Annotated in this window: 15 protein-coding genes; 7 read left to right on the top strand and 8 right to left on the bottom strand. The window is 61.4% G+C overall.

Features of this window, described 5'->3' with window-relative positions; all coding sequences use genetic code 11:
• Window positions 1-213: 213 nt before the first annotated feature.
• The 7 genes from cyoA to CBW66_RS04790 all read left to right on the top strand — a co-directional run bounded on the left by cyoA (window position 214) and on the right by CBW66_RS04790 (window position 6,988).
• Window positions 214-1,197 (top strand): ubiquinol oxidase subunit II, encoded by a 984-nt coding sequence (gene cyoA, locus CBW66_RS04820; RefSeq protein WP_086136845.1) that lies wholly within the window; start codon window positions 214-216, stop codon window positions 1,195-1,197.
• Window positions 1,198-1,281: 84 nt separating this feature from the next.
• Window positions 1,282-3,285, top strand: a complete 2,004-nt coding sequence (gene cyoB, locus CBW66_RS04815) for a cytochrome o ubiquinol oxidase subunit I (RefSeq protein WP_086136844.1) — start codon at window positions 1,282-1,284, stop codon at window positions 3,283-3,285.
• Window positions 3,278-3,916 (top strand): cytochrome o ubiquinol oxidase subunit III, encoded by a 639-nt coding sequence (gene cyoC / locus CBW66_RS04810; RefSeq protein ID WP_034788486.1) that lies wholly within the window; start codon window positions 3,278-3,280, stop codon window positions 3,914-3,916. Before cyoB ends, cyoC begins: the two co-directional genes overlap by 8 nt.
• A complete protein-coding gene (gene cyoD, locus CBW66_RS04805; protein WP_034788483.1) occupies window positions 3,913-4,299 on the top strand; it encodes a cytochrome o ubiquinol oxidase subunit IV in 387 nt (128 codons plus the stop codon). Before cyoC ends, cyoD begins: the two co-directional genes overlap by 4 nt.
• Entirely contained in the window at window positions 4,296-5,129 is an 834-nt protein-coding gene (locus CBW66_RS04800) for an SURF1 family protein (protein WP_086136843.1), read from the top strand. Before cyoD ends, CBW66_RS04800 begins: the two co-directional genes overlap by 4 nt.
• Entirely contained in the window at window positions 5,113-6,462 is a 1,350-nt protein-coding gene (locus CBW66_RS04795) for an ATP-binding protein (protein ID WP_086136842.1), read from the top strand. Before CBW66_RS04800 ends, CBW66_RS04795 begins: the two co-directional genes overlap by 17 nt.
• A complete protein-coding gene (locus CBW66_RS04790) occupies window positions 6,452-6,988 on the top strand; it encodes a response regulator transcription factor (RefSeq protein WP_086136841.1) in 537 nt (178 codons plus the stop codon). The genes CBW66_RS04795 and CBW66_RS04790 overlap by 11 nt, the downstream gene beginning before the upstream one ends.
• 114 nt (window positions 6,989-7,102) lie before the next feature.
• Here CBW66_RS04790 and CBW66_RS04785 read toward each other — a convergent pair whose 3' ends face one another.
• The 8 genes from CBW66_RS04785 to CBW66_RS04750 all read right to left on the bottom strand — a co-directional run bounded on the left by CBW66_RS04785 (window position 7,103) and on the right by CBW66_RS04750 (window position 12,591).
• Window positions 7,103-7,684 (bottom strand): hypothetical protein, encoded by a 582-nt coding sequence (locus CBW66_RS04785; RefSeq protein WP_086142839.1) that lies wholly within the window; start codon window positions 7,682-7,684, stop codon window positions 7,103-7,105.
• A 28-nt stretch (window positions 7,685-7,712) separates the two neighbouring features.
• Complete coding sequence (locus CBW66_RS04780; RefSeq protein WP_086136839.1) at window positions 7,713-8,207, bottom strand: GNAT family N-acetyltransferase; 495 nt, start codon at window positions 8,205-8,207, stop codon at window positions 7,713-7,715.
• A gap of 14 nt (window positions 8,208-8,221) precedes the next feature.
• Complete coding sequence (locus CBW66_RS04775; RefSeq protein ID WP_086136838.1) at window positions 8,222-8,632, bottom strand: hypothetical protein; 411 nt, start codon at window positions 8,630-8,632, stop codon at window positions 8,222-8,224.
• A gap of 105 nt (window positions 8,633-8,737) precedes the next feature.
• Complete coding sequence (locus CBW66_RS04770) at window positions 8,738-9,103, bottom strand: hypothetical protein (RefSeq protein ID WP_086136837.1); 366 nt, start codon at window positions 9,101-9,103, stop codon at window positions 8,738-8,740.
• 18 nt (window positions 9,104-9,121) lie between these two features.
• Window positions 9,122-9,919, bottom strand: a complete 798-nt coding sequence (gene phnE, locus CBW66_RS04765) for a phosphonate ABC transporter, permease protein PhnE (protein ID WP_086136836.1) — start codon at window positions 9,917-9,919, stop codon at window positions 9,122-9,124.
• Window positions 9,916-10,749, bottom strand: coding sequence for an ABC transporter permease (locus tag CBW66_RS04760; protein WP_086136835.1), 834 nt, complete (start codon window positions 10,747-10,749; stop codon window positions 9,916-9,918). Before CBW66_RS04760 ends, phnE begins: the two co-directional genes overlap by 4 nt.
• Complete coding sequence (locus CBW66_RS04755) at window positions 10,743-11,555, bottom strand: phosphonate ABC transporter ATP-binding protein (RefSeq protein ID WP_086136834.1); 813 nt, start codon at window positions 11,553-11,555, stop codon at window positions 10,743-10,745. Before CBW66_RS04755 ends, CBW66_RS04760 begins: the two co-directional genes overlap by 7 nt.
• Window positions 11,556-11,724: 169 nt before the next feature.
• Complete coding sequence (locus CBW66_RS04750) at window positions 11,725-12,591, bottom strand: putative selenate ABC transporter substrate-binding protein (RefSeq protein WP_086136833.1); 867 nt, start codon at window positions 12,589-12,591, stop codon at window positions 11,725-11,727.
• Window positions 12,592-12,597 lie beyond the last annotated feature (6 nt).

The raw sequence follows: 12,597 nt of genomic DNA, 5'->3' as shown, positions 1-12,597 counted from the left end.
ATCGTCTCCAATATAGTTTCGAGTTCGGCCAACGCGTAACTTACCCCGGGTGTCTCACGCCCGGAGCAGGACTATTCATTAGATAGTTGTAGGAAAAGTCCTCGACTACCAAGTGAAAGTCCGAGCAAGGGGTAGGACAAAACGTCCAATTGCCAGTGCGCTCCAGTGAGAATACAGTACCATATCTTCATCCCCTGTACTGGACTTTCCTGTATGTTTTCATTAAAAGTTCGTCGCGGACTGCTTCTTTTACCTCTCGCATTGTTGGCTGGTTGCAATACGGTGGTACTGAATCCGTCTGGCGACATCGCAGTTCAGCAAGGCAATCTGATTGTCATCTCGACATTGCTGATGCTGTTGATTATCGTTCCGGTAATCGCCCTGACCCTGCTTTTCGCATGGCGCTATAGAAAAAACAACACCGCGGCCAAATACGAGCCGGACTGGGACCACTCGACTCGCCTCGAGCTGATCATCTGGGGCGCGCCCCTGCTGATCATCATCGTGCTGGGCCTGCTGACCTGGATCAGCACCCACACCCTCGATCCATACCGCCCATTGAGCCGTATCGACGCCAACCGTCCTATCGCGGCAACCCACAAGCCGATGATCGTCGAAGTCGTGGCCCTGGACTGGAAATGGCTGTTCATCTACCCGGAGCAAGGCATCGCTTCCGTGAATGAGCTGTACGCGCCCGTCGATCGTCCGATCCGCTTCAAGATCACCGCCTCGTCCGTCATGAACTCGTTCTTCATCCCCGCACTGGCAGGTCAGATCTACGCCATGCCGGGCATGGAAACGCAGTTGAATGCCGTCATCAACAAGCCGGGTGTCTACAAAGGCTTCTCCGCGAACTACAGCGGTGCCGGTTTCTCGGGCATGCGCTTCAAGTTCCACGGCGTCAACGATGCGGACTTCGACAAATGGGTGGAATCGGCACGTGCCGGTGGCGGCGCGCTGAACCGCGACGACTATCTGTCGCTGGCCCAGCCTAGCGAACGCGACCCGGTACGCCGCTACAGCGCCGTGCCGAACGATCTGTACAAGGCAATTCTGAACCGCACCATCGTTTCCGACGCCCTGTGCGTGACGCCGGTCGAGCCATACAAATTGACGATGGCAAAGAGCCCGGCAGCGTTTGTCACGCCAGTAGTCGCTAGCGATGCAGTGGCTGAAAAGGGCGTTCAAGCCAAGTAACGACTGCATGAATCCCGCAGCGCATTGCGCTGCAGATACTGGCGCCGCTTGCCTGGCGCCTCCCTTTTTTCTCTGAGAGTAACAATGCTAGACCATATTGATCTGACGAAGCTTATATTCGGCCGTCTGACTTGGGATGCAATTCCATTTCACGAACCTATCCTGCTGGCGACCTTTGCCATGGTCGCCCTGGGCGGTATCGCACTCGTTGCGGCACTGACGTATTTCCGCGTCTGGGGTACCCTGTGGCGCGACTGGATCACCAGTATCGACCATAAAAAAATCGGTATCATGTACATGATCCTGGGCCTGGTCATGCTGCTGCGCGGCTTTGCCGACGCGCTCATGATGCGTACCCAGCAGGCGATCGCCTTTGGCGACAATGCCGGCTTCCTGCCGCCGCATCACTACGACCAGATCTTCACCGCCCACGGCGTGATCATGATCTTCTTCGTCGCGATGCCTTTCGTGACGGGTCTGATGAACTACGTGGTGCCGCTGCAGATCGGCGCGCGCGACGTGGCTTTCCCATTCCTGAACAACTTCAGCTTCTGGATGACCACCATGGGCGCCGTCCTGGTCATGGCTTCGCTGTTCGTCGGCGAATTCGCCCGCACGGGCTGGCTGGCCTATCCGCCGCTGTCGGGCATCGTCGGCAGTCCGGACGTGGGGGTAGACTATTACATCTGGTCCTTGCAGATTGCCGGGGTCGGGACGCTATTGTCCGGTGTCAACCTGATCGCCACCATCGTCAAGATGCGCGCGCCTGGCATGACCTGGATGAAAATGCCCGTCTTCACCTGGACCGCACTGTGCACCAACATCCTGATCGTCGCCGCCTTCCCGGTGCTGACGGCGGTATTGGCCATGCTGTCGCTGGACCGCGTTGCCGGCTTTAACTTCTTCACGACGGAACTGGGCGGCAACGCCATGATGTACGTCAACCTGATCTGGATCTGGGGTCACCCGGAAGTCTACATTCTGATCCTGCCGCTGTTCGGCGTGTTCTCGGAAGTCGTTGCCACGTTCAGCAGCAAGCGTTTGTTCGGCTACGCCTCGATGGTGTACGCCACCTGCGTCATCATGATCCTGTCCTACCTGGTATGGCTGCATCACTTCTTCACCATGGGTTCGGGCGCCAGCGTCAACTCCTTCTTCGGCATCACGACGATGATCATCTCGATCCCGACGGGCGCGAAGATCTTCAACTGGCTGTTTACCATGTACCGCGGCCGCATCCGTTTTGAGTTGCCGATGCTGTGGACGATCGGCTTCATGGTGACCTTCACCATCGGCGGCATGACCGGCGTGCTGCTGGCCGTACCGCCAGCGGACTTCGTCCTGCATAACAGCCTGTTCCTGATCGCCCACTTCCATAACGTGATTATCGGCGGCGTGGTCTTCGGTGTATTTGCTGCAATCAACTACTGGTACCCGAAAGCCTTCGGCTACAAGCTCGACGCGTTCTGGGGCAAGTGCTCGTTCTGGTTCTGGTTCGTCGGCTTCTACCTGGCCTTCATGCCGCTGTACGTGCTGGGCCTGATGGGCGTGACCCGTCGTGTCAACCACTTTGAAGATCCATCCTTGCAAATCTGGACCATCATCGCCTGGTTTGGCGCCGTCTCGATCGCGCTGGGCATCGGTTCCCTGCTGATGCAGTTCTATGTCAGTTTCCGCAACCGTCACGCCCTGCGCGACGTCACCGGCGACCCATGGGGCGGCCGTACGCTGGAATGGTCGACGTCGTCGCCACCGCCAGACTATAATTTCGCCTTCACGCCACAAGTGCACGAACTCGATGCATGGACTGACATGAAGAAACACGGTTACCAGCGTCCGACGTCCGGTTTCACGAAGATCCACATGCCGAAGAACACCTGGGCTGGTTTCGTGATCGCCGCGCTGTCCGCACTGGTCGGTTTTGGCCTGATCTGGCAAATGTGGCTCGTCGCCGCCGTCGGCTTCGTGGTCATGATGATTACGATCATCGTCCATACCTTTAACTACAAGCGCGATTACTACATTCCTGCGGAAGAAGTGGTCCGTACCGAAGACGCTTATACTAAATTGCTGAGCAGCCATGTCTGATACCATCGCCCATAACACCGGCGCCGCTGGCGCCGCACCAAGCACGCGCAGCTACTTTGTGCGCGAGCACCACCCGGAAAACGGCAGCCTGCTCGGTTTCTGGCTCTACCTGATGAGCGATTGCCTGATCTTCGCCTGTCTGTTCGCCACGTACGCCGTGGTCGGCCGCAGCTATGCGGACGGCCCGACGGGCGCCGCGCTGTTCGACCTGCCGCTGGTGGCCGTCAACACGGCCATGCTGCTGCTGTCGTCGATCACCTACGGCTTCGCCATGCTGGCCATGCAGCGCAAGCAATTGCGCAGCACCCTGGTCTGGCTGGGCATCACGGGCCTGTTCGGCCTGGCCTTCCTGTCGCTGGAAATGTATGAATTCATTCATCTGATCCACGAAGGCGCCGGTCCGCAGCGCAGCGCGTTCCTGTCGTCGTTCTTTGCCCTGGTCGGTACCCACGGCTTGCACGTGACGTTCGGCGTGATCTGGCTCGTGACCCTGATGTTCCAGTTGAACAAGCATGGCCTGACCCCGGAAAACGGCCGCCGCATGATGTGCCTGTCGCTGTTCTGGCACTTCCTGGACGTCATCTGGATCGGCGTCTTCACCTTTGTCTACCTGATGGGAGTGCTGCCATGAGCGACCACCACACACACGGCGATAGCCACCACCATGACAACCACGATCATGGCAGCCTGAAAAGCTACGCCATCGGTTTCATCCTGTCGGTGATCCTGACGGCCATTCCGTTCTGGCTGGTGATGACGAAAGCCATCACCAACTCGGGCACCATGGGCCTGGTTCTGCTGGCGTTCGCGGCGGTTCAAGTGGTGGTACACATGGTGTACTTCCTGCACATGAACACCAAGTCCGAAGGCGGCTGGAACATGATGGCGCTGATCTTCACGATCATGATCGTGGGTATCGCCATGGCCGGTTCCCTGTGGGTGATGTACCACATGAACCACAACATGATGCCGGATCTGATGCCTGAGTACATGCATACGAAAACGGCTCCATGATGAGTCAACCGCGCCCAAGCAACATCGGGCGCGCCCCTGGCGCCGCATCGCAAGATGCCGCGCCAGGCCCACGCGGCATGGCGGTACGCTACGTACTGGCCCTGCTGGCGGGGATCGTTTTTGCCGGTTTCTGTGCCTTGGGCACCTGGCAAGTCAAGCGCCTGTTCTGGAAGCTTGACCTGATCGAGCGCGTCGAACAACGCGTACATGCGCCCGCAACGGACGCGCCTGGACCCGCAGCCTGGGCCAGCATCACGCCACAAACGGATGAATACCGCCATGTGCGACTCTCCGGTACTTATCTCCCCATTTTCAATACCCTGGTGCAGGCAACGACGGCACTGGGCAGCGGCTATTGGCTGGTGACGCCCTTGCGCCTGGCCGATGGCAGCACCGTGCTGATCAACCGCGGCTTCGTGGCCAAGCGCGCCGGCATCGCCGCCAGCACGCCGGCCGGCATCGTCGAGGTCGACGGCTTGCTGCGCATCAGCGAGACGGGCGGCGGCTTCCTGCGCGAAAACAGTCCTGCCACGCAGCACTGGTATTCGCGCGACGTGGCCGCCATCGCCGGCTCGCACATGCTGAGCAACGTGGCGCCATATTTCGTCGATGCGAAGGAAAAATCGGAAACGGCCGGTGATGCCCCCGTCGGCGGCCTGACCGTGATCTCGTTCCACAACAACCATTTGGTTTACGCCTTGACGTGGTTCGCGCTGGCCCTGATGGTGGCCGGTATCACGTGGTGGATCGTGCGCGAAGACAAGCGCCGCCGCGCGCGCAAGGCGGGCAACGCCGATCGCCAGGAAAGCGACCATGCCGGGCATGATTGAAATCCTGCCCAACCGCGAGGTCTTAGAACGCGGCGCGGTGGCGGCCGAGATGGAACATCCGGCCGGCCACCAGAACATGAAACTGCTGATCCAGCTGCGCTGGCTGGCCGTGATCGGCCAGATCAGCACGATCTTCGGCGTGGGCGTGGGATTGGGCATCGCTTTGCCCGTGCCCTACATGCTCGAAGTGCTGTCCTGCCTGATCGCCTTCAATCTGGCCAGCCTCTTGCGCTGGCACGAACGCCAGCCCGTTTCCAACACGGCCCTGTTTCTTGCCCTGCTGGTCGACGTCACCGTGCTGACGGCCCAGCTCTACCTGAGCGGCGGCATCAGCAACCCGTTTGCCTTCCTGTATTTATTGCAAGTCATCCTCAGCGCCGTGCTGCTGGAAGTGTGGTCGACCTGGATCATGGTGGCCATTACCAGCCTGTGCCTGGCCGGCCTGGCCTTGCTGCCCGGCCCCCTGATCCTGCCGATCGACCCCGAGCGCGGTTTTTCCAGCCTGTACGTGCAAGGCTTGCTGATCTGTTTTATCTTGAACGCCGCCTTGCTGGTGGTGTTTATTACGCGCATCAACCGCAACCAGCGTGCCGGCGACGCCAAGGTGGCCGACCTGCGCCAGCGCGCGGCGGAAGAGGAGCACATCATCCGCATGGGCTTGCTGGCTTCGGGCGCGGCGCACGAACTGGGCACGCCGCTGGCAACCTTGTCCGTCATCCTCGGCGACTGGCGCCGCATGCCCGAACTGAGCAAGAACAGCGAATTGCTGGAAGAAATCACGGAAATGCAGGCGCAATTGCAGCGCTGCAAGAGCATCGTCAGCGGCATTTTATTGTCGGCGGGCGAGGCGCGCGGGGAATCTTCCGTGAAAACGACGATCAATACCTTCCTCAGCGACCTGGTGGACGAGTGGCGCACGAGCCGCCCGATCCAGGATTTCGAGTACGATAACCGCATCGAGCATGACGTGCCCGTCGTCTTCGATTCGACCCTGAAACAAACCATCTGCAATGTGCTCGACAATGCGCTGGAAGCGTCGCCCGAGTGGCTGCGCTTCGAAGCGACGCGCGAAGCGGACGCCTTGCACCTGGTCGTTACCGATGCGGGTCCCGGCTTCGAGCCGTCGATGCTGACGCACCTGGGTAAACCATATCAAAGCAGCAAGGGCAAGCCCGGCGGCGGCCTGGGCCTGTTCCTGGTGGTGAATGTCGCGCGCACCCTGGGCGGTACAGTGACGGCGCGCAACCGGGTGCAGGGCGGGGCGGTGGTGCACCTGGCCTTGCCGCTGGCGGCCATCAAACTGGAAAGAGAAAGCGACCACCATGCAGGATGACCGTCTGTTACTGATCGTGGAAGACGACGCCGCGTTTGCCCGCACCCTGGGCCGCTCGTTCGAGCGGCGCGGTTACCAGGTGCTGCTGGCCACCAATTTCGACGAAGCGAGCGCCTTGCTGGAACAGCATTGCCCCGACTACGCCGTCGTCGACCTGAAACTCAATGGCAATACCTCGGGCCTGGCTTGCGTGCAGATGCTGCACCAGCACGACCCGGACATGCTGATCGTCGTGCTGACGGGCTACGCCAGCATCGGCACGGCCGTCGAAGCGATCAAGCTGGGCGCCTGCCAGTACCTGGCGAAGCCGTCGAACACGGACGACATCGAAGCGGCTTTCGGCCACGTGGCCGGCAACGCCGACATCGAACTGACGAACCGCGCCACCAACATCAAGACCCTGGAATGGGAACGCATCCACGAAATGCTGGCCGAGACGGATTTCAATATCTCGGAAACGGCCCGCCGGCTGGGCATGCACCGGCGCACGCTGGCGCGCAAGCTGGAAAAGCAGCGGGTGAAGTAGTCACTGCGCAGTTTGGTCGTCGTCGAATGTCAATTCGATCATACTGTCATCGCTCCAGTCCTGCGCCCAGCTTTGTTGATGGCACGCGTACCCGATCTTTTTATGGATACGTAATCAATGACCCGATGCTTTCTCGGCCGCGCCCGAAGTGACCAATACCTCGTGCTCATACGCACCCAGATGGCCATAATGACCTTTGGGACTAAGATAACCGGCAATATGCACGCGCGGCCGTTCATACACCGAATTGGGCGCCACCAGGCCGACCTCACGCCATGCAACGCCGCCGAAAGAGTTGATCCACCATGTACCGGCATCCGCATCCGCATCGGTCGGCTGGAAAACGCTCTTTTCAAAGCCCCGCGACCAGACGCCATCGCGCTCGATGGGACGGTAGCCATAGCCTGCCATGATCTGGGTGCGCTGGGACGGATGGTCGCGCCAATACTCTTGCCCCTTCGTGTAGGCGTCGCGCATGAGCGCTGATTGCGTCACGATGGCGCCCGCCGGATGGGTCAAGCCTTGAAAGAACCACTGCGCGTAGTCGGCTGGCGGCGTGGCAGACGGTTGTTTGTCCGCCGCCTGCGTTTGGGCAAAAGCGCTGGCGTATTCCAGAACGATATCCGGAATATTATCTGCGCTCGCCTTGCCGGCAAGGGCGGTCAATAGCAGGAATGCCGAAATAGATCGCAGCATCGCGTTTCATCTTTCCATTTGTTAGTCTCTATGCGGGTTTCCGCCATTCCATCTTCTGCACCTGAATATGCGGATGGCTTTCCAGCGCTTCCCATTGCGGCAAAAAGACAAAGCCCTGTTTCCGGTAAAACGCGGCCGCGCGCGCATTTTCCGGCGCCACATCGAGCACCAAGCGAACATGGCCATTGTCCACGGCGCATTGTTTCACGGCATCGACCAAACCCTGCGCCACGGCCAGGCCCCGGTATGCCGCATGTACCCACATGGCGATCAAATGGCACTCGCCATTGCCTGCCACCACTTGCGCGGCCAGGCCGATCGCTTGTTCTCCATCGAAGGCGAGGAAAAACGTGCGCTGCGGCGTGCTGATGGCGCGCTGCTGCCAGTCGGCATCGGCAAAACCGGCCGCGCTGGCATGGCTGGCGCCAAAGGCGGTGGGGGCGTCGAGCAGGGCGGCCAGGCGCGTGGCTTTCAGGGCCGGCCAGTCGGCGGCGCTGGTGGGGCGGATAATGATATTCTTCAAATCGGGGACATTTCTTAACTGGTCGGTGCGGCCGTGGACGAGGATATCTTCTTGTACGCTTGCGCCAGCATCGTGACGGTCGCGACATCGTTCACGCTGCGCGCTTCGATGATCGTCTCGCCCGCATCGATGGCGACATCGCCGTTCGCATAGCTTGCCGGATAGCGCCGTTCGGTGATCTTGTTGCTGGCAACATTGCGCGTGTAGCGCAGCGCCACAAGCTGGCCGCCTTCCTGCCTGATGACGACATAGTTCGGGACGGTGGTGCGTTCCAGTTTCCACGTGCCGATAAAATCCTCGACAGGGGCGGCGCTGGCGTTGGCGAAGATTGCGCAGCCGGCGGCGAGAGCGCCCAGGAGCAGTTTTTCATGGTGGTGACAGCCTATGCAAGAGTGGCCTGCGGTGCAGGAAAATACGTCCATCATGCTTGAATGGCATGGCGCCTGTCCTTGGGATGGCGCTATCCATTGAAGTATTTGACAATATTAACAGGAGTGCAGGCTTGCTCAGCCGTATTTGTTGCGCTTGACCTAGGATTGGTCCCACACTTCAATCGTGAGCAGCTGCCCGGGCGCGCAGGCGGCGATGCGCTCCCCGTGCACGGTGATACTGCCAGGCCAGCCCGTGAGCTGGTCCTGCGGAAATTCGCCGTCCCGTGCTTCGGCGATGCCCGCCAGCAACAGCGGTGCGATGACGTCCGCCGAGGCCGTGTAGCGGTTGGGGAAACCGTTGAACGCCAGCTGGGTCGCCTTGCCTTGTGTACACAGTTGCGCGATCCAGTCCGCGCCGAACAGGCCCGCTTCCCAGGTGGCGAGAAACGTTTCCTTGTTGACTTTCGTCATATCGGCCAGTTGTTCCGGCGTTTGCGTCGAGATAATCGTCCACCAGCCTGACATGGGCACTCCTTTAAAAAATTAACGGGTCATGGCGCGGCGCAGCACATAGCTGAGGCCATCGACGGCGGCCACCATCAGCAACATGGCGACGATGACGGTGGCGGCGCTCTGCATCTGGAACAGCGAAAGATGGTATTTCAGCATCTGTCCCAGGCCGCCCGCACCGACGACGCCGAGAATGGCGGCGGCGCGGATATTGTTTTCCCAGCGGTACAGGGTGTAGGACATCATCTGCGGGCTGCACTGCGGCAAGGTCGCGTATAAAAAGGCCACGGCCGGGCGCGCGCCGTTGATGCGCAGGGTGGCGGCCGGCAAGGGCGGACAGTTTTCAAACGCATCGGCAAACAAGCGCCCCAGCACGCCCACCGTGTGCAAGGCCAGGGCCAGGGTGCCCGCGAACGGGCCCAAGCCGGCGGCGATCAGCAGAATCGAGGCCCACACCAGTTCCGGGATCGAGCGCAGCACATTCAATACGCCACGCGTCGCGTTGCGCGCCAAGTGACCGAAACGGCCGCTGGCGGGCAGGGCCAGCAGCGCGCCGAATACGGCCGCGATCAGCGTGCCGATGGCCGACATGGCCAGGGTCTCGAACGTGGCCACGCCGACTTTCATCAGGAAGGGGCCGGCCAGCTCGGGCGGGGCGAAGCCGTGCAGGAAATCGGCGCTCGTGCGCACGGCGTCGGCGCTGAAGAACTCGCCCCATTTCAGGGGCAGGGTGGCGAAGCTGGCGATGACCAGCAGCACTAAACCGGCCAGCAAGGCCCAGGTCGACCAGCGCACGGGAGCAGGGATGGGCAACATCGGTTCAGTCTTCATGCCAGCCTCCGGCGCAGCATGGCGGACACGGCGTCGGCGCCCGCCACCAGCAGCACGAACACCATCAGCATGGTGGCCAGCTCGCTGCCTGCCATCATCTTCATCGATTCATCCATGCGCTGGCCCAGGCCGCCCGCGCCGACAAAACCCATGACGACGGAACCGCGGATCGCGCATTCCCAGCGGTAAATCGTGTACGACACGAGTTCGGCGGCCGATTCGGGCAGGGCGCCGTACAGCAAGGCTTGCAGTCTGCCGCTGCCGTTGTGCAACAAGGCGTTGCAGGCGGCGTCCGACGACTCGAGGATTTCCGCGTAGACCTTGCCCAGCATGCCGCAATACGTGAGGGCGATGGCGATCACGCCGGCCGTCGGCCCCAGGCCGACGATGCGTACCAGCAATAATGCCCAGACCAGTTCCGGTACGCTGCGCAGCAGCACCAGCAGCGCGCGCACGCCATGGCGCACGCTGGCGGCCAGCGGCGACACCTGGCCGGAACCGATGCGCGAGATCGACAAGCGCTCCGTCACAAGCAGGGTCAATGGAATGGCGCCCAGCATGGCCAGCGCCATGCCGGCCGTGGCCATGGCGATGGTTTCCCAGCTGGAAATGGCCACCAGCTGCAAAAATTCCGGCGTATGGGCGGGCGGCACGAAGCTGGCGACGAATTGCCAGGTGGCCGCCAGGCTTTGCGCATCCCAGAGTATCCACGGCTTGAACTCGGCCTGTACCAGCATCGGCCACAGTACGAACAGCACGATGGCGGCCCCGGTCAGGCGGCCGCGCCAGGCGGGATCGCGCGGTATGGCGGCGTCGGCGCTTTTCAGCAAAGGGGCCTCGCGGCGTCCAGGTTTGCTGCCACCGATTCAAACTGCGGTGCCGGCTCGGCCTTGTTGCGGTACAGCTCGGCGATCATCGCGTCGCTGACCTCGCTGCCCTGCAAGTCGAAGACGATCTGGCCGTCACGCAGGGCGACGATGCGCGTAAAGCAGGCGCGGGCGATGTCCACCTGGTGCAAGCTGCAGATCAGGGTGGCGTTGCGCGCCTGCGCTTCGGCCTGCAGCACATGGATCGTCTGCAAGGCGAGTGTCGGGTCGAGCGCGGACAGCGGTTCGTCGACAAGGAACACTTGCGCATTCGACACGAGTGCGCGCGCCATGCCGCAGCGCTGGCGTTCGCCGCCGGACAGCCGGTCGACCCTGGCATACAGTTTGTCCTGCAGATTGAATTTGCCCAGCGCTTCCCACGCGGCGCGCGGATCGGCGGGCGCCAGCAGCGAACGGATGGCCGTCCACAAGCTCCATTGCGGCAGACGTCCCGCCAGCACGGCGTTGACGACGCGCTGGCGCGGCGGCAGCGGCGGCGTTTGCGGCGCCAGGAACAGGCGCGAGCGCAAGGCGTGGCGTTCGGCGCTGCCGGCTTGCCAGGGAGACGTGCCCAGGATGTTCAATGTGCCCGATGCCGGGCGCAGCGCGCAGGCCAGGGTGTGCAGCAGGCTGGTCTTGCCGGCGCCTGACGGGCCGATCAGGGCGATCTGCTCGCCCTGGGCCACGTCCAGGTCCACGTCGCGCAGGGCCAGCGCATGGCCCGCGGCGCCCGCGTGGTGGACGCTGACCTTGTGAAGTTGGAATGTCATGCGATGTTCGGTGTGGGGGCGGTGGTGTGTCGGATGACGCCATGCGACGGCAGCGTAGGTCGGATTAGGCCGGAGGCCGTAATCCGACAACATTGTCGCCATTATTGCTTGTGTCGGATTATGCGGCTTTGCCGCTAATCCGACCAACGATAAAACGCGTCGACCTATATTACTTCAACAGCTTCGCATCGCGCGCGGCCGCTTCGATATCCTTGTAGTTCTCGGCCTTGGTGGGGATGAACTTCGTGGCGCGCTGCAATTCCAGGATTTCCTTGCCTTCGGCAGTGGAGGGATCCAGCGCCAGGAAGGCGTCCGTCAGTTTCTGGCGCACGGCCGGGTTCATGTCGGCGCGCACGCTCCAGTTGTAGTCGTAGTAGCCTGGTGTCGTGTAGAACACACGCACCTTGCTCGGGTCGACCTTTTTCGCTTCGACCAGCTTTTCCCACACGGAAATGTTCAAGGTACCCGCATCGACCTTGCCGCCGGCTACGGCCGCCACGGTGGCGTCATGCGCGCCCGAGAACGCGATGCGCTTCATGTCCGTGTCCGGATTGATCTTGGCAGCCAGCAAGTAGTAACGGGGCATCAAGTGGCCCGAGGTCGACGATTCCGAACCGAAGGTGAAGTTCTTGCCCTTCAGGTCGGACAATTGATTGATGTCCTTGCTGGTGGTCACAAACACGGAGCGGAACTTCGTGTCTTCCTCGCGCTGCACCAGCGGCACAATCTTGCCGCCGCTGCGCACGTTCGCTTGCACGAAAGTAAAACCGCCGAACCAGACCATGTCGAGTTTGTGATTGATCAAGCCTTCCACGGACGCCGCGTAATCGGTGACGGGCGTAAATTCCACCTTCATGCCCAGCTTTTTCTCCAGATAGCTGCCCAGCGGCTTGAACTTGCGCTGCAATTCCGTCGGCGCTTCATCGGGGATGGCGGAGACGCGCAGCACTTGTTGCGCCTGCGCCAGACCGCTGTGGATGGCCAGGGTAGCGGCGACGGTGGCCAGGATGGCGGGGAATTTGGAAAAAGTGGTCATGGGAGT

It is taken from the genome of Janthinobacterium sp. GW456P, assembly GCF_002127655.1.
In the GTDB taxonomy this organism is placed as follows: Bacteria; Pseudomonadota; Gammaproteobacteria; order Burkholderiales; family Burkholderiaceae_D; genus Janthinobacterium.
This window is presented reverse-complemented; position numbering and strand designations above follow the sequence as displayed.